General features: G+C 68.7%; 13 protein-coding genes. 2 read left to right on the top strand and 11 right to left on the bottom strand.

What is annotated here, in order from left to right; all coding sequences use genetic code 11:
* The first annotated feature begins 51 nt into the window (after window positions 1-51).
* Together ABZY11_RS23870 and rfbC are read left to right on the top strand one after the other, a co-directional pair.
* Complete coding sequence (locus tag ABZY11_RS23870) at window positions 52-2,091, top strand: glycosyltransferase family A protein (RefSeq protein WP_356481103.1); 2,040 nt, start codon at window positions 52-54, stop codon at window positions 2,089-2,091.
* Between the two features lie 86 nt (window positions 2,092-2,177).
* Window positions 2,178-2,777 (top strand): dTDP-4-dehydrorhamnose 3,5-epimerase, encoded by a 600-nt coding sequence (gene rfbC, locus ABZY11_RS23865; protein WP_356481102.1) that lies wholly within the window; start codon window positions 2,178-2,180, stop codon window positions 2,775-2,777.
* A gap of 69 nt (window positions 2,778-2,846) precedes the next feature.
* On the opposite strand, the gene ABZY11_RS23860 is transcribed toward rfbC, so the two are convergent.
* From ABZY11_RS23860 to ABZY11_RS23810, 11 genes are all read right to left on the bottom strand, one after another.
* Window positions 2,847-3,641, bottom strand: coding sequence for a class I SAM-dependent methyltransferase (locus ABZY11_RS23860; RefSeq protein ID WP_356481101.1), 795 nt, complete (start codon window positions 3,639-3,641; stop codon window positions 2,847-2,849).
* Between the two features lie 156 nt (window positions 3,642-3,797).
* Window positions 3,798-4,682 carry a dTDP-4-dehydrorhamnose reductase gene (gene rfbD, locus ABZY11_RS23855; RefSeq protein ID WP_356481100.1) on the bottom strand — a complete coding sequence of 295 codons (885 nt, stop codon included), beginning with the start codon at window positions 4,680-4,682 and terminating at the stop codon, window positions 3,798-3,800.
* On the bottom strand, window positions 4,679-5,665 hold the full coding sequence (gene rfbB / locus ABZY11_RS23850) for a dTDP-glucose 4,6-dehydratase (protein ID WP_124717742.1): 987 nt from the start codon (window positions 5,663-5,665) through the stop codon (window positions 4,679-4,681). The genes rfbD and rfbB overlap by 4 nt, the downstream gene beginning before the upstream one ends.
* A complete protein-coding gene (locus ABZY11_RS23845) occupies window positions 5,662-6,732 on the bottom strand; it encodes a glucose-1-phosphate thymidylyltransferase (protein ID WP_356481099.1) in 1,071 nt (356 codons plus the stop codon). Before ABZY11_RS23845 ends, rfbB begins: the two co-directional genes overlap by 4 nt.
* Window positions 6,733-6,869: 137 nt before the next feature.
* Window positions 6,870-8,096 carry a glycosyltransferase family 2 protein gene (locus ABZY11_RS23840; protein WP_356481098.1) on the bottom strand — a complete coding sequence of 409 codons (1,227 nt, stop codon included), beginning with the start codon at window positions 8,094-8,096 and terminating at the stop codon, window positions 6,870-6,872.
* Window positions 8,097-8,238: 142 nt separating this feature from the next.
* On the bottom strand, window positions 8,239-10,287 hold the full coding sequence (locus tag ABZY11_RS23835) for a hypothetical protein (protein WP_356481097.1): 2,049 nt from the start codon (window positions 10,285-10,287) through the stop codon (window positions 8,239-8,241).
* A gap of 132 nt (window positions 10,288-10,419) precedes the next feature.
* On the bottom strand, window positions 10,420-11,919 hold the full coding sequence (locus ABZY11_RS23830) for a bifunctional cytidylyltransferase/SDR family oxidoreductase (protein ID WP_356481096.1): 1,500 nt from the start codon (window positions 11,917-11,919) through the stop codon (window positions 10,420-10,422).
* A gap of 289 nt (window positions 11,920-12,208) precedes the next feature.
* Window positions 12,209-13,645, bottom strand: a complete 1,437-nt coding sequence (gene obgE, locus ABZY11_RS23825) for a GTPase ObgE (protein ID WP_356481095.1) — start codon at window positions 13,643-13,645, stop codon at window positions 12,209-12,211.
* Window positions 13,646-13,807: 162 nt separating this feature from the next.
* The gene (gene rpmA, locus ABZY11_RS23820) at window positions 13,808-14,065 is read right to left on the bottom strand and encodes a 50S ribosomal protein L27 (protein ID WP_018103204.1); all 258 of its coding nucleotides are present in this window, start codon (window positions 14,063-14,065) and stop codon (window positions 13,808-13,810) included.
* A gap of 14 nt (window positions 14,066-14,079) precedes the next feature.
* Window positions 14,080-14,400, bottom strand: coding sequence for a 50S ribosomal protein L21 (rplU, locus tag ABZY11_RS23815; protein ID WP_030921216.1), 321 nt, complete (start codon window positions 14,398-14,400; stop codon window positions 14,080-14,082).
* A 359-nt stretch (window positions 14,401-14,759) separates the two neighbouring features.
* On the bottom strand, window positions 14,760-17,019 hold a 2,260-nt coding region (locus ABZY11_RS23810; protein ID WP_356481094.1), incomplete at its 5' end, for an Rne/Rng family ribonuclease.

The following is a 17,019-nucleotide window of genomic DNA, read 5'->3' as shown; positions in this document are numbered from 1 at the left end:
CCGCATCCGCCGCCGGCCAGAGGGACTTCTAACAGACATGGGACAGCAGCAATGCCAGTCAAAGTAAGTGTCGTCATTCCTGTATACAACCCGGGCAAGTACATCGACCCCTGCATCGACTCGCTGCTGCGACAGACCCTCCCCGCAGGGGAATTCGAAGTTCTCTTCGTCAATGATGGCTCGACCGACGACACTCGTGAGCGGCTCGAGAAGCTGGCCGGGGAGCACCCGCATTTCCGTGTCATCACCATCCCGAATTCCGGCTGGCCCGGAAAGCCCCGCAACATCGGTGTGGCCGAGGCGAAGGGCGAGTACGTCCAGTTCGTCGACCAGGACGACTACCTCGCGTCCGGCGCCCTGCAGCGGCTGTACGACATGGGCCACCGCAACGGCTCGGACATCGTCATCGGCAAGGTGGCGAGCAACTTCCGCGGCGTCCCGCACGGCGTGTTCAAGAAGAACCGCGAGAAGTGCACCCTGCACGACGCGCCCCTGTACGACAGCCTCACGCCGCACAAGATGTTCCGTACGGAGTTCCTCCGCGAGAACGGCATCGCCTACCCCGAGGGCAAGCGCCGGCTCGAGGACCAGCTCTACATGATGCAGGCGTACTTCCCCGCCAAGGTCGTCTCGATCCTCGGCAACTACACCTGCTACTACTACTCCCGGCGCGACGACGGCCAGAACGCCGGATCCGCGAAGATCATCCCGTCCGGCTACTACGGCAACCTCCGTGAGGTCCTCGATGTCGTCGTGGACAACACCGAGCCCGGTGAGTTCCGGGACATGCTGCTGCGCCGCTTCTACCGCGTCGAGATGCTCGGCCGGCTGAGCGAGCCCGCCGTCCTCAAGTACGACCCCGAGTACCTGGACGAGATGTGCGACGCCGTCCAGGACCTGGCCAAGGACTTCATGGACGACGGGGTGCACGACGGGCTCGGCCCGGTGCTCCGGCTGCGCTCCACGCTGCTGCGCAACGACGACCGCCAGGGCCTCGTGAAGATCTCCCGGTTCGCCGCGTCGGTCAAGGGGGCGGCCCGTCTGGAGAAGTTCGCCTGGCGGCCGGACGGCAGGATCGACCTCACCATCAGCGGCCGCCTCGTCCACGGCGAGGACCAGGCCCCGCTGACGCTGCTGCGCCGCGACGGGCGCTACTTCCTGCACCCCGACATCACCGAGGGTCTGCTGCCGGACGGCGAGCTGCTGGACATCACCGACGACATGGCCGGATTCTCCGCCGAGCTGTCGCTGCGCAACCGTGAGACCGCCGTCGAGTGGTCCTTCCCCGCGAGCTTCACCGCCCGGGCCGAGGAACTCGGCGACGACGTCTGCGAGGTCGTGCTGCACGGCACCGGCCAGATCGGCTCGGAGGCGGTCAAGGGCCGCGGCCGGGTGTCGCGCGGCTTCTGGGACGTCTGGGTGCCGCTGCGCGGTCTCGGTCTGGTCCGCAAGGCCCGGCTCGGCGCCGACCGCGCCCCGGAGGTGGACGCCGCCTGCCTGCCCGCCTCGCTGGGTTCGCCGGCCCGTGCCGTCATCCCGTACTTCACCGACCCGCACGGCAACATCACCCTTGATGTGGCCCGCCGTGCCAAGAGGCTGGCCGAATATCTCGAAGGCCGTCCGGTCCGGCGCTCCCCCGGCAGCCGTACCGAACTGCGGCTGGATCTGTTCACCACGTCCGCCACCGCGCCCTCCGCGACCACGCTGGTCCTGAGCCCGGCGGACGGCGCCGACGGTCCGGCCCACCAGCTCCGCACCACGCTGCGCCCCGTCGACGGCCGGGCCCACCTCACCGTGCCGGACCGCGCGCCGGGTGTCGCGCCCGGCACCTGGAAGCTCGCGGTCCGGCTGGACGGCGACAAGAACCCCGCGTTCCACCTCTGCGAGGTCACCGTCGGCAAGGGCGGCCGGATCACCGTCTCCCAGAGCCTGCCCGTGATCGAGGCCGAGATCATGCAGGGGATCGTCGGCAGGCGCAGGAAGGCCAAGCTGCGCCGCGCGCTGCGCACCGTCGGCGGTCCCATCGTGCGCAGGCTCCCGGCCAAGAGCCGCAAGCGGGCGCGTCGCCTCGCCGCCCGGCTCACCGGCTGACCCGCGCCCGTACCTCCGTACGCTTCCCACCAGCACACACCGGCCGAGTGCTTCGGCCACGAGCAACAGAACAAGGACGTGATCGCATGCGGCAGCTCTCCATCGCAGGGGCCTGGGTGCATGAGCCCAAGGTCTTCCCGGACAGCCGCGGCAGCTTCCACGAGTGGTTCAAGGCGTCGGAGCTCAGCGAGGCCGTCGGGCACACGCTGCGGCTGGCGCAGGCCAACTTCTCCATCTCCAGCCGGGGGACGCTGCGCGGGGTGCACTTCGCCGATGTGCCGCCGAGCCAGGCGAAGTACGTCAAGTGCGTGCGCGGCGCGGTGCTCGACGTCATCGTGGACATCCGGGTCGGCTCCCCCACGTACAAGCAGTGGGAGGCCGTCCGGCTCGACGACGTCGACCACCACTCCGTCTACCTCGCCGAGGGCCTCGGCCACGCCTTCATGGCGCTGACGGACGACGCCTCGGTCGCCTATCTGTGCTCCGAGGGTTACGCGCCCGGCCGCGAGCACGGCATCAACCCGCTCGACCCCGAGCTGGGCATCGAGTGGCCGCAGGGGATCACCCCGCTGCTGTCCGACAAGGACGCCGCAGCGCCCTCGCTGGCCGAGGCCGAGGAACAGGGCCTGCTGCCTTCGTACGAGGCGTGCGAGGCGTACTACGCGCAGCTGCGCGCCCGGGGCTGAGTCCGGGCGGATACGCCGAAGCCCCCGTGGTCCGTACGGATCATGGGGGCTTCGCGTTGTCCGGGGCCGTCAGCCCGTCACTGCCTCGATGCGCGAGCGCAGCGGCGCGAACGCCGAGCGCGGACGGTGCAGGTTGCGGGCGCGTGCCAGGGCAGGCCAGAAGTCGGCGCGGAGCAGCGCCTCGGGCCGGACGGCGTTCTTGCGTACCAGGACCTCTTCGGGCACGTCCTGCGGATCGGGTACGACGAACTCCTCGATGATCTTGTCGTACGCGTTCTTCAGGACGTTGTTCTCCGGGTCGGCGCCGAACACGGCGACCACGCCGGTCGGTTCGGTGTCCACCTCGACGACCACCAGGTCGGGGCGGTAGCGGCGCAGTACCTGCACCACCTTGTACACATCGCCGGTCCAGTACTTGGTGTGCCGGTCGCGGGCCGCCTCGTCGACGTCGCGCGGGAGCATGTCGTCCAGCACGATCACGCTCGACCAGCGTGAGTGCTTCTCGACGTTCATGAAGTCGCGCAGGGCGTACTCGAAGAGGTGCATCCCGTCGATGAAGGAGAGCTCCAGCTTCGGGTCCCCGCCGAGGAGGTTGAGCGGATCGCGGCGGGCCAGGGCGCGGAACGGATTGCGGCCGTTTCGCAGGTGCAGCAGCGGGTCCTTGCGGGCGAAGAAGTCGTCGCTCGTCGCTCTGACCAGGTGGACGTCACAGCTGATGTCCGTCACGACCCGGAAGGCGGGGTCGACGGCGACGGAAGGGACCCGCGAGAGGGCCAGGCTTCTGCCGTCGTTGACCCCGATCTCCAGATAGTTCCGAGGCCGGTAGACGCGGTGCAGATGGCGCAGGAAGTCGTGGCGGTTCACGTGGAGCTGCCCTTCGGAGGAAACCAACTGGTCTGGTTCCCGGCGAAGTTACCTCATGACCGCACTTTGATGTAAGCGTTCTCCCCGATGTAAACCTTCGTTGTGGATATCTTTGAAATTCGACGAGATTTGACCACCTATATGATCAATTCATGATCATGGCCGCTCTGCGGCGACAAGTGCCGGAAATGCTTCCGCCAGTGCCGCCCGCCAGTCCCGCACCGGTTCGATCCCGGCCGCGGCCCAGCGGTCGTGGCCGAGCACGCTGAACGCGGGCCGGGGGGCCGGCCGCACGAAGGCCTCACTGGTCGTGGGGCGGACCCGCTCCGGGTCGGTGCCGAGCAGCCGGAAGATCTCCCGGGTGAAGCCGAACCAGGTCGTCTCGCCGCCGCTGGTGCCGTGGTAGACACCGGCGGGAGCGGTGCCCGCGAGGGCGGCCTGCCCGAGCCGGACCAGCCGGTCGGCCAGATCGACGGTCCAGGTGGGCTGACCCCGCTGGTCGTCCACCACGTCGAGGGTGTCCTTGACGCCCTCCAGCTTGATCATCGTACGGACGAAGTTGCCACCGCCCGCGCCGTACAGCCAGGCGGTGCGGACCACATAGCCGGTCTCCGGCAGGGTGCTCAGCACGGCCTGCTCGCCGGCCAGTTTGGTGCGGCCGTAGGCGCTGCGCGGGCCGGTCGGGTCGTCCTCGGCGTACGGCTTCTCGCCGTCACCGGCGAAGACGTAGTCGGTGGAGACCTGGAGGAGGACGGCGCCGTGTTCGCGGCAGGCCGTGGCGAGGACCCCGGGGCCCGTGCCGTTGACCCGCAGCGCGGCGTCCTCCTGGGACTCCGCGTCGTCGACCGCGGTCCAGGCGGCGCAGTTCACCACGACGGCCGGGCGGTGCTTCTCGAAGGCCGCCCGCACCGACTCGGGGTCGGCGATGTCCACGGCCGCCCGGTCCGCGGCGACCGCGGTGACGTCCTCACCGGCGAGCCGGGCCAGGACGTCCCGGCCCAGCATCCCGGCGGCTCCGGTGACCAGCCAGACGGCGCTCACAGGGCGGCCCGGTCCTTCAGCGGCTCCCACCAGGCGCGGTTGTCGCGGTACCACTGCACGGTCTCGGCGAGGCCGGTGCGGAAGTCCTTGCGGGGCTCGTAGCCGAGCTCCTCGCGGATCTTGGTGCAGTCGACCGAGTAGCGGCGGTCGTGGCCCTTGCGGTCCTCGACGTAGGTGACGCTGGTGTCCCAGTCGGCGCCGCAGGCGTCCAGCAGCAGGCCGGTGAGCTCCTTGTTGGAGAGCTCGGTGCCGCCGCCGATGTTGTAGACCTCGCCGGCCCGGCCCTTGGTGCGGACCAGCTCGATGCCCTGGACGTGGTCGTCGATGTGCAGCCAGTCGCGGACGTTGGCGCCGTCGCCGTAGAGCGGGACCGTCTTGCCGTCCAGCAGGTTGGTGACGAACAGCGGGATGACCTTCTCGGGGAAGTGGTGGTGCCCGTAGTTGTTGGAGCAACGGGTCACCCGCACGTCGAGGCCGTGGGTGCGGTGGTACGAGAGCGCGATCAGGTCGCTGGACGCCTTGGCCGCGGAGTACGGCGAGTTGGGCGCGAGCGGGTGGGTCTCGGGCCAGGAGCCCTCGTCGATCGAGCCGTAGACCTCGTCGGTGGAGATGTGCACGAAGGTCTTGATGCCCGCCAGGTGCGCGGCGTGGATCAGGGTGTGGGTGCCCACGACGTTGGTACGGACGAACTCGGCGCCGCCGTCGATGGAACGGTCCACGTGGGACTCGGCGGCGAAGTGCACCACCTGGTCGTGCTCGGCCATCAGCTTGGCGACCAGCTCCGGGTCGCAGATGTCACCCTGCACGAACCGGAAACCGGGGTGGTCGCGCACCTCGTCGAGATTGGCCGGGTTGCCCGCGTAGGTGAGCTTGTCGAGCACGGTGACGGCGATGTCGCCGGGGCCCTCGGGGCCGAGCACCGTACGGACGTAGTGCGAGCCGATGAAGCCGGCACCGCCGGTCACCAGGATGTTGGTGGTCATGAAGAGATCTGCACCTTGCTGTGGTCGCCGAGCACGAGTCGGTGGGCGGACGGGGAACGGGGGGCGGGGGTCACTTCGACGTCACGGCCGATGAGCGACGCCTCGACGCGGCGGACACCGGCGATGGAGGCGCCCCGCAGAACGATGGAGTACTCGATCTCGCTGTCCTCGATGCGGACGTCCTCCGAGACCGAGGTGAACGGGCCCACGTACGCACCGCTGATCACCGAACGGGCGCCGATGATCACGGGCCCGACGATACGGCTGCCGCTGACCTTGGCGCCCGGCTCGATCCGCACCCGGCCGATGATCTCGCTGTCCTCGTCGACGTCGGCGCCCTCCTGGAACGGCTCGACGGCCTCCAGGACGGTCCGGTTGACCTCCAGCATGTCGGTGACGTTGCCGGTGTCCTTCCAGTAGCCGCGGATCGTGGTGGAGCGCACGTCGCGCTTCTGGTCGATCAGCCACTGGATGGCGTGGGTGATCTCCAGCTCGCCGCGCCAGGACGGCTCGATCGAGCGGACGGCCTCGTGGATGGCGGGGGTGAAGAGGTAGACGCCGACGAGTGCCAGATCGCTCTTGGGCTCCTTCGGCTTCTCCTCAAGTGCCGCCACCCGGCCGTCGGCGTCGAGCTCCGCGACACCGAAGGAGGTCGGGTTGGGCACCTGCGTCAGCAGGATCTGCGCGTCGGGCTTGTCCGCCCGGAACGCCTCCACCAGACCGGTGATCCCACCGACGATGAAGTTGTCGCCGAGGTACATGACGAAGTCGTCGTCCCCCAGGAAATCGCGGGCGATCAGCACCGCGTGGGCGAGGCCGAGCGGCTCGTCCTGCGGGATGTACGTGACCTCGATACCGAGCGCGGAACCGTCGCCGACCGCCTCGCGGATCTCGGGCGCGGTGTCGCCCACGATGATGCCGACCTCGGTGATGCCCGCTTCCGCGATGGCTTCCAGCCCGTAGAACAGCACGGGTTTGTTCGCCACGGGCACCAGCTGCTTGGCCGAGGTGTGTGTGATGGGACGCAGGCGGGTGCCGGCCCCTCCGGATAGTACGAGAGCCTTCACGTGACCAGTCCCCATGGTGATCTGTCGGTCCTGTCGCGGGCGCGACGTCCGAACGATTTTACTGAGCTTCTCTGTGTGATCTTCGGTGAATCCGCCCCGCGGGCGCACTCCGGGCCCGCCTGGCGGAAAAGCGGCTGTCACTCCACGGTCAGCCGCTCCTTCCATCGCCTCATGTCGCGACGCATCCTGCGGGCCACCCGCCGGGACAGCGAGGCCCGGCGGGCGGCGACCTTCGGCTGGTCGATGCGCTTGCCGTCGTGCCAGTCCGGCACCGTGACCTGGTAGTTGGAGTCGGCCAGGCCGGCCGACCTGTCGCGGAAGTGCGGGTACGCGAGGTAGAGCGTGTCACCGTTGCGCGAACGGACCACGTCCGGGACCGTCTTCGCCCGGATGTACCGCACCACCTCGATGAGCAGGTCCATCCTGCCCTGTGCCACACAGGCGAGACGCAGCCGCTCGGACACCTTGATCAGCCGGGCCACGCCGTCGTCCCAGTACGTGTCCATCAGCGGAGCCGCGAGTTCCATCTTGTGCCGCCGGACTTCCTCCGAATCCTTCAGCACGACGGGGCCGAACTGCTGGAGCATCCCCACCGTGAAGGGCCGGACCATCAGGAAATCCCGTTTCGGACCCGCGGGCTCGATCCGGTGAATGAGCGCCATCATGGCGCGCATCGAGTCGAAGCGCCATTCATAGGTACCGCTCTTCGTGACGTGCTTCCCGTCGTCACGGCCCACCAGGTAATAGCAGACGTAATTGGAGATCACCGAGACCCCGGCGCCGCGCAGATATGCCTCCATCGTGAAGAGGGCGTCCTCGCCGGTTCTGAGATTCTCGTCGAATCGCAGGGAGAGACGCTCCAGGAGTTCACGCCGGAAGAGCTTCTGTGCGCTCAGGGTGTAAATGACCTTGGAGTTGTAGACGTCGACACGCTCCTTGGTGGCCCGCCACATCGACTGCGGCGCCCCCCGGTTCACACCGACCACCTTGCCGAGCACCACATCGGTGCCCGCCCGGTCGGCCATGGCCACCATCCGCTCCAGAGCCTCGTCACCGAAGTAGTCGTCCGCGTCCAGGAAGAACACGTAACGGCCGCGGGCCAGCCCCAGACCCACGTTGCGCGGCCCGCTCGGACCACCGGAGTTCTGCTGTCTGATCACTCTGGTCGGGACCTGCGACCTCGCCGCGAATTCCTCCAGGTACTCGCCCGTGCCGTCGGTGGAACCGTCGTCGACCGCGACGATTTCGATCCGGTCGGCGCCGATGGTCTGCGCCTCCACCGATTCGAGACAGCGAATGAGATAGGGCATCGCCTCATATGCACCGACAACAACGGTCACGTCAGGAATTTGCGTCTCGTTCACACAAACAGAAGACAGTCAGCCCGGTCCGTTGGTTGTCCTGCGCCACGCCGCCAAATGGTGACACTCATCACAAAGGCCCGGCACAACCCTTGGAGGGCTATGCCGGGCCTTACCCGATCATGTAATGCAAATGGTTGACTTCTCAGCCGCCCACTGGTTCACCCAGGCTCTTCGCCACTCCGGCGTTCCGCGCCTCGGACTTGGCCGCGAGCGCCGTCACGGCCGTGTCGAACTGCACGATCGAGGTGGGCTCGTCCGGGCCGAGGAGGTACTGCTTCAGCTCACGCCTGGCATCCGCCAGGGTGTCCGCGGCCGGATCCGTCACTGCGGCGAGCAGGGCATCCAGCTCGGTCGCCGAGTTGGACAGGATCACCGCGGCGCGTACCGCGGTGTTCTGCCGGCGGAACTCGTCCTCGCCCAGTTCGGCCGAGTCCGTGACCGCGTACGGCTTGCCGCTCGCGATGAAGTCGGACACCACGCTGGAGATGTCCGAGACCATGGCGTCCGACTCGTTGAAGCAGTCGTACAGCCGCATCTGGGCGCCGGTGATGACCCGGTGCTCCCACCAGCCCTGCGCACGCCAGGACGCCGCGTTCCACTCGTCCTTGAGCTTCGCCGTCTCGGCCTCGCGCGCCGGGTCGGCGAGCGAGTCGCGGGACAGTTCCGCCTCGTCCCGCGCAGTGCGGCCACCGCCGCCGGCCAGCTCGGCCAGCCGTGCCTCGATACGGGCCAGCTCGGCCCGCGCCTCGGCCTGCTCCCCCTGGAGCGCGGCCGACTGCTCCGCCCAGCGGGGGTCGGTGACGCGCTGGGCAGCGGCCTGCTCGATCATCGCGGTGATGCGCAGGTGCACGGCCTTGGCCTTGGCGCTGCGGGTACCGGTGAAGGGGTGCGGCTTGTACAGCAGCCGGATCGGCTGCTCGGCCTCCAGCAGCCGCCTGACGATGTTCTCGCCGGCCAGCAGCAGCGAGGTGTTGCCCGGGTTGTCGTCCCAGCCCTCCCAGGTGGGGGCGTACAGCACGGTCGGGATCGGGTTCCCCGGCGCACCGGACCACGACTGGATGGCGGCCAGCTGCGGGCGGCCCACCTCCACGATGTCCTCGTCGCGCACCCCGACGTCGGCCAGCGCGTAACGGTCGCGGCCGGCCCGGCCCGCGGTCCACACCTCGTCGTAGACCTTGCTGTACGGGTTGACGCTGGCGATCTTGTCGCTGTCGCCGTGTCCGATGAAGACGTGCTTCATGGTCGGCACCCGGAGCAGGTGGATGTTCTTGCCGACGTTGGCCGCGTAGAGCGCGACCCGCACCGACGAGAGGTCCAGGTTCATCAGGTGCACGCCGCCGGGCACGCAGAGCACCGGCACCGAGGTCGTGGCGAGCTGCGGCACGATGTTGCGCTCACGCAGCAGGATCATCGGCCGCCCGCCGAGCTGGGCCATCGTCTCCAGCCACATGTTGACCTGGTAGGCGGAGTCCTTGGAGCCGGAGAAGTACAGCATCACGGTCGGCCGGTACTCGGCGAGCCAGTCGCCCACCGCGTTGAGGACCTTGGTCTCCGGCGGTACGAGCCGGCTCGGCCGGACGTAAGGCAGCAGCGCCGCCAGGTAGCAGACCGCGAGAACGAGCGTCAGGCCGAGGCCGATGTACGCGATGACGGCCTTGCCGGTCTCGACGGCGACCAGCACGCCCACCATCGCGAAGATGTCCAGGTGCAGCATCTTCTCCGCGGGCCGGCTCATCAGGCGCTGCGGCGGGGCGTCCGCTATCCGCACCGCCGCCAGGTCGATGTTGCGGGTGACCACCGGAAGCTTGCGGCGGAGCCGGATCAGCGTGACCATCGCGCTCTGCGGCGCCTGGAGTCCGTAGAAGGCCAGGAGGCAGGCGACCGTCACGTAGAAGAGCGTCTGCTCGCCGTATCCCATGCGGGAGAGCAGCAGGATGAGCAGCAGCTGACGGACCAGGAAGCGGATCGAAAGCCCCGCCCGGACTGCGGCGAGCCGGTTGATCAGATAGCTGCCGCAGTGGTGCAGATACCGGTCCGCGAGATAGGTGACCGCGGTGGCCGCGGCGAAGAACCAGAGATTGGGGATTATTGCCGCGAGCATTATGCACGGGAACCCCAGAGCCACCAGGAGCGCGGCGGCCAGCTCCGAACCGCTGCCCACCCGAGCCAAGCGCATGGCTTTCGAAATCACGAAGTACCGCTCCCGAGGGTGCCGACTTTTTACCTTACGAGGGGAATGTGAAGACAGAGCTTCACGAATTCGGACCCCTGCGGTTCGCGCTTGGCGACTGCAGGGGTCCGAATAGTCGATTGTCAAGCAGTATTACACATCGGCCTGCCGGTCCAGGACAGCGGCAAGCGCCTGCTCGAAGCCGGATGCCTCGGAGGCGCCCCGGGTCGGGTCCTGCTGGCGTACGTCGATGACATGGCCGGTCATCTCGGAGAGCAGGACGTCGAGCGAGGTCCTGGCAACCGCCTCGGAGGAGAGCAGCGTGCCCGCGGGCTCGTCGCCGAACGCCTTGGTGCGCATCGGGGTTGCGGTGCGCTCGGGGTTCACGCAGTTCACCCGCACACCGTCGGCCGCCCACTCGTCCGAGAGCGCCTGGGTGAGGTTCACCATGGCGGCCTTGGTCGACGAGTAGAGGCTGTACTCCGCGCGGCCCCGGGTGTAGCTGCTGGAGGTGTAGAGCAGCAGCTGGCCCTTGGTCTCGGCGAGGTACTTGTACGAGGCGCGGGCGATCTGCACGGGTGCCAGGTAGTTGACGTTCAGCGCTTCCTGGATGGTCGCGCTGTCCGTCTCGGCCAGCTTGCCGATACGGAGCACACCCGCGGTGTTGATCACGTAGTCGACCCGGCCGGTGTCGGCGTACGCCTTGGAGAGCGCTTCGTCGATGTGCTCCGGGTTCTCCACGTGCGTACCGGTGGTGGAGCGGCCCAGGGCATAGACGGTGGCGCCGTAGGACTCGGCGAGCGTCGCGATGTCCGCGCCGATGCCGTACGAACCGCCGAAGACGACGAGGGTCTTGCCGGTGAGCAGCTCGCGGTAGGCGGCGTCGTCGGTCGGCTGCGGAACGGCCGTGGAGGCCAACTGGAAGAGCTTGTCAGCGATGAAGACGTCGACCGGCTGAGTGACCTTCATGTTGTACTCGTCGCCCGCCACGACGTAGATCGGTACGTCGGGGAGGTACTTGAGCACGACCGAGCAGTCGTCGGTGGCCTGGAAGTTGGGGTCGCCCGCGGCGACCTCGTAGGCCCGGCGGATCGTGGAGAGCTTGAACGCCTGCGGCGTCTGGCCGCGGCGCAGCCGGGAGCGGTCGGGCACGTCGGTGATGAACTCGCCGTCGCCGCCGTGGGTGCGGGTCACGATGATCGTGTCGGCGGACGGGATGGCGACGTCGACCGCCTGGTAGCGGTCGAGTGCGTCGACGCAGTCCTTGATGACGCGCTGCGAGAGCAGCGGGCGCACGGCGTCGTGGAAGAGGACGTTGCGGTCCTCACCCTCGGCCAGGCCCTCGCCGAGGGCCGCGATGGCGCGCTCGGTGGTCTCGTTGCGCGTGGAGCCGCCCTCGATCACCTTGGTGACCTTGGTGAGCCCGGCCTTGGCGACGATCTTCTCCACGTCGGGCACGTAGCCCGAAGCCATCAGCACGATGACGTCGTCGATGGAGTCGGCCTGCTGGAAGATCGACAGCGTGTGCTCGATGACGGCCTTGCCTGCGATCTTCAGCAGCTGCTTGGGAATGGACAGACCCACGCGCTGGCCGGTACCACCGGCGAGCACGACTGCTGTGGTTCGGGCTTTGGCTATGTGCTGAGCAGACACAGACGACCTACCTTGCGAGGGCTGGGAGATACAGCGATGGTTGCACTCTCCGTTACCGTCTCGCAAGGTGGACGTCGGCCGCCGCATGCCGTAACGAAACCTTTTGTTGCCTTGCGATCAGGGCGAATACCGGAATTGGCGCTTCCCGGCCAGGTGATCGACGCCACACGAGTGAGCGGCATGAATCACCCCTGAGCGGGTTCGGTTCCCCCATACGTATGACGCGGAGAGCGTGCACGGCTGCCGGACAGGCTTGCGGAACAGGCCCGTCCGGCGGCCGGTGCGCGGTCTAGAAGGGGTTGAACTCGTCGAACTCGCGCTGGACCTCGTCGCGTTCCGCCTCACGGTCGCGTCGGCGCTGCGCCGCCGGGCGCGGTGCTTCGAGCCGGTGGTCCTCGCCACGACGGCCGAGCATCTCCGCGCCCGCCGCCAGGGTCGGCTCCCAGTCGAAGACGACCGCGTTGTCCTCGGCGCCGATGGCGACGCCGTCGCCCGCATGGGCACCGGCCTTCACCAGTTCGTCCTCGACACCGAGACGGTTGAGCCGGTCGGCCAGGTATCCGACGGCCTCGTCGTTGTTGAAGTCGGTCTGGCGCACCCAGCGCTCCGGCTTCTCGCCGCGCACCCGGTAGATGCCGTCCTCCTCCAGCGTGACGGTGAAGCCCGCGTCGTCGACGGCCTTCGGGCGGATGACGATCCGGGTCGCCGCCTCCACCGGCTTGGCCGCCCGCGCCTCGGCGATGATGCCCGCGAGCGCGAAGGAGAGCTCCTTCAGGCCGGTGTGGGCGACCGCTGACACCTCGAAGACGCGGTAGCCGCGCTCCTCCAGGTCCGGGCGGATCATGTCGGCGAGGTCCTGGCCGTCCGGGATGTCGATCTTGTTGAGGACGACGATGCGGGGCCGGTCCTCCAGACCGCCGTACTGCTTCAGCTCCTCCTCGATCGTGTCGAGGTCGGAGACCGGGTCGCGGTCGGACTCCAGCGTCGCGGTGTCCAGCACGTGCACGAGCACCGAGCAGCGCTCCACGTGGCGCAGGAACTCCAGGCCGAGGCCGCGGCCCTGGCTGGCGCCCGGGATCAGGCCCGGGACGTCGGCGACGGTGTAGACGGTGCTGCCCGCGGTGACCACGCCGAGGTTCGGGACGAGGGTCGTGAAGGGGTAGTCGGCGATCTTCGGCTTGGCCGCCGACAGCACGGAGATCAGCGAGGACTTGCCGGCGCTCGGGTAGCCGACCAGTGCGACGTCGGCGACGGTCTTGAGCTCCAGGACGATGTCCCGGGCCTCGCCGGGCTCGCCGAGCAGCGCGAAGCCGGGGGCCTTGCGGCGGGCGGAGGCCAGCGCGGCGTTGCCGAGGCCGCCGCGGCCGCCCTGTCCGGCGACGAACGTGGTGCCCTGGCCGACCAGGTCGGCGAGCACCTCGCCGTTCCGGTCGAGCACGACCGTGCCGTCGGGCACCGGCAGGACCAGGTCCTGGCCGTCCTTGCCGGAACGGTTGTCGCCCGCGCCGGGCTGGCCGTTGGTGGCCTTGCGGTGGGGGTGGTGGTGGTAGTCGAGCAGCGTGGTGATGGCCTGGTCGACGACCAGGGTCACATCGCCGCCGCGGCCGCCGTTGCCGCCGTCCGGACCGCCGAGCGGCTTGAACTTCTCACGGTGTACGGAGGCACAGCCGTGGCCCCCGTTACCCGCGGCGACATGCAGCTCGACGCGGTCCACGAAGGTGGTCATGGTTGAAACCTCCAGTTACATACATGCAGAAATGTCTCACTCGTGCTGTCCCCACAGAGGAGAAAGCCGTCTCTCATGGGAGAAACACGCGAAAGGCGGACCCGCTTCCCGTACGGGAAGTGAGGTCCGCCTCCGCAGAAACCGCTCGACGAGCGCCGAAAATCAGCCGGCGATCGGAACGATGTTCACGACCTTGCGGCCACGGTGCGTGCCGAACTCGACCGCACCGGCGGCGAGTGCGAACAGCGTGTCGTCGCCGCCACGGCCGACGCCCGTGCCCGGGTGGAAGTGGGTGCCGCGCTGGCGGACCAGGATCTCACCGGCGTTGACGGCCTGACCGCCGAAGCGCTTCACGCCGAGCCGCTGAGCATTGGAATCGCGCCCGTTCCGGGTGGACGATGCGCCCTTCTTGTGTGCCATGTCTCCTCAGTCCCTTACTTCGCAGCCGCGGGGATACCGGTGACCTTGATCGCCGTGTACTGCTGACGGTGACCCTGGCGACGGCGGTAGCCGGTCTTGTTCTTGTAGCGAAGGATGTCGATCTTCGCGCCCTTGTGGTGGTCCACGACCTCGGCCTGAACCTTGATCCCGGCCAGCACCCACGGGTCGCTGGTCACGGCGTCGCCGTCGACCACGAGCAGGGTCGAGAGCTCGACCGTGTCGCCAACCTGGGCAGTGGAAATCTTGTCAACCTCAACGATGTCACCGACAGCAACCTTGTGCTGGCGGCCACCGCTGCGCACGATGGCGTACACGCGGATCTCTCTCTCGCTCGGAACGAAGCCCCTGATGCCAGCCGCTCACACGGGCCGGGGCCCGAGGTGATCCGAATGGACGAGCGGCCTCTCACCTGTGAAGGGAGGGGGTTGCTCAGGGACAGGCGCATGGAAACACGCCGAAGGGCAAGATTACGGGCCGCCGTCCGGAGGGTCAAACCGGGCCCTGTGTCCTTCCCCGCCGCTCCCCCATTCATTCCTGCCGGACCGCCCGCACTCCCGCCGCCGGACCGCCGTCGGCGCGGCCATGGGGCCCGCGGCGGACCCGAAACGGCCGGTGGGCCACACCCCTGTCGGAGTGCGGCCCACCGGCCGTGGAGCCGCCCTGTCGCCTGCGCCTACGCCTCGGCGTCGGCCGAGACGGCGGGCTGCGGCGACTGCTCGGCGGCGACCGTCTTCTTCGCTGCCGCCTTCTTGGCCGTCGTCTTCTTCGCGGCGGTCTTCTTGGCAGCCGTCTTCTTGGCAGCCGTCTTCTTGGTGGCTGCCTTCTTGGCGGTGGCCTTCTTGGCGGTCTTGCGGGCCGCCTTCTTGGCCGGGGCCTTCGCCTCGGCCGCCTCGACCGCCTCGGCCTCGGCCGGGCTGCTGTACAGCTCCTCGTCCGGCACGAACTCCGGCTCGGGCAGCGCCACCGGGGCGGCCACCTCGGCGGCCACCTCGGCCTCGGTCTCGACCTCTGCCACGGCTTCGGCCTCGGCCACGTGCTCGTGGTCCGCGCCGCCCCGGCCGCGCTTCTTGGAACGCTTGCCGTTGCCGCCGCCACCCACCGAGGTCGGCTGCTCCATGTGCACGATCACACCGCGTCCGTTGCAGTGGACACAGGTCTCGGAGAAGGACTCCAGCAGCCCCTGGCCGACCCGCTTGCGGGTCATCTGGACCAGGCCGAGCGACGTGACCTCGGCGACCTGGTGCTTCGTACGGTCGCGTCCCAGGCACTCCAGCAGGCGCCGCAGCACCAGGTCCCGGTTGGACTCCAGCACCATGTCGATGAAGTCGACGACGACGATGCCTCCGAGGTCGCGCAGCCGCAGCTGGCGCACGATCTCCTCGGCCGCCTCCAGGTTGTTCTTGGTGACGGTCTCTTCGAGGTTGCCGCCCTGACCGGTGAACTTGCCGGTGTTGACGTCGACGACGACCATCGCCTCGGTCTTGTCGATCACCAGCGAGCCGCCGCTCGGCAGATAGACCTTCCGGTCCAGCGCCTTCATCAGCTGCTCGTCGATCCGGTACGTCGCGAAGATGTCGACCTCGGAGGTCCACCGCGACAGGCGGTCCGTCAGGTCGGGCGCCACCTGCGAGACGTATCCGTGGATGGTCTCCCACGCGTCGTCGCCGCTGACGATGACCTTGGAGAAGTCCTCGTTGAAGATGTCGCGGACGACCCGGACGGTCATGTCCGGCTCGCCGTAGAGCAGGGTCGGCGCGTTGGAGCTGCCGGTGCTCTTCGACTTCTTCTGGATGTCCTCCCACTGCTGCTGCAGCCGCTCGACGTCGCGGCTCAGCTCGTCCTCGCTCGCGCCCTCCGCCGCGGTGCGGACGATGACGCCCGCGTCCTCGGGGACGATCTTCTTGAGGATGGTCTTCAGCCGGGCCCGCTCGGTGTCGGGCAGCTTGCGGCTGATGCCGGTCATCGAGCCCTCGGGCACATAGACCAGGTAACGGCCGGGCAGCGAGACCTGGCTGGTCAGGCGGGCGCCCTTGTGGCCGATCGGGTCCTTGGTCACCTGGACGAGGACGGACTGGCCGGACTTGAGCGCGGTCTCGATACGGCGCGGCCCGTGGGCCATGCCGAGCGCCTCGAAGTTCACCTCACCGGCGTAGAGCACGGCGTTGCGGCCCTTGCCGATGTCGACGAAGGCGGCCTCCATGGACGGCAGTACGTTCTGCACCTTGCCCAGGTAGACGTTGCCGACGTAGCTGGTGGCCTGCTCCTTGTTGACGTAGTGCTCGACGAGCACGTTGTCCTCAAGGACGCCGATCTGGGTGCGCTCGCCGTTCTGGCGGACGACCATGACCCGCTCCACGGCCTCACGGCGGGCCAGGAACTCGGCCTCGGTGATGATCGGGACGCGACGGCGGCCCTGCTCGCGACCCTCGCGGCGGCGCTGCTTCTTGGCCTCCATACGAGTCGAGCCCTTGATGGACTGGACCTCGTCGAAGCCGGTGCCGGGCTCGCGCTCGGCTTCCTTCCGGCGGGGCTCGCGGACCTTGACGACCGTGCGCTCCGGGTCGTCCGTGCCGTTGTCGGCGTCGGCGGAGACATCCCCGCTGCGACGACGACGGCGGCGACGGCGACGGCTGCTGCTCGATCCGGGGACGGACGCCTCGTGCTCCTCGTCCTCCTCCTCGGACTCCTGGGCGCGCTCCTGCTCGTCCTCGGCGTGCTCGGCGGCGGCCTCGTCGCCGAGCTGCTCCACGGCCTCGTCACCCTCGCTGACCTCGCCACGACGGCGGCGACGGCCTCCGCGACGGCGACGGCGCGAGGGCCGGTCCCCGTACTCGTCCGTCTCTTCGCCCTCGTGCTCGGCGTCGCCCTCGTGCTCCGGCTCGTGCTCCTCCTCGGCCTGCTCCTCCACCGCGGGGGCGGCGGGGGCGACGGCC

It is taken from the genome of Streptomyces sp. NPDC006510 (assembly GCF_040611955.1).
Taxonomy (GTDB): Bacteria; Actinomycetota; Actinomycetes; order Streptomycetales; family Streptomycetaceae; genus Streptomyces.
Note: the sequence above shows the minus strand (reverse complement) of the source record. Positions and strands in the feature narration are given on the sequence as shown.

Coding starts and splice junctions, on each gene's coding strand:
- rfbB (WP_124717742.1), bottom strand. CDS start 5,665: ATGACCACCAACATCCTGGTGACCGGCGGTGCCGGCTTCATCGGCTCG.
- rfbC (WP_356481102.1), top strand. CDS start 2,178: ATGCGGCAGCTCTCCATCGCAGGGGCCTGGGTGCATGAGCCCAAGGTC.
- ABZY11_RS23870 (WP_356481103.1), top strand. CDS start 52: ATGCCAGTCAAAGTAAGTGTCGTCATTCCTGTATACAACCCGGGCAAG.
- rpmA (WP_018103204.1), bottom strand. CDS start 14,065: ATGGCACACAAGAAGGGCGCATCGTCCACCCGGAACGGGCGCGATTCC.
- obgE (WP_356481095.1), bottom strand. CDS start 13,645: ATGACCACCTTCGTGGACCGCGTCGAGCTGCATGTCGCCGCGGGTAAC.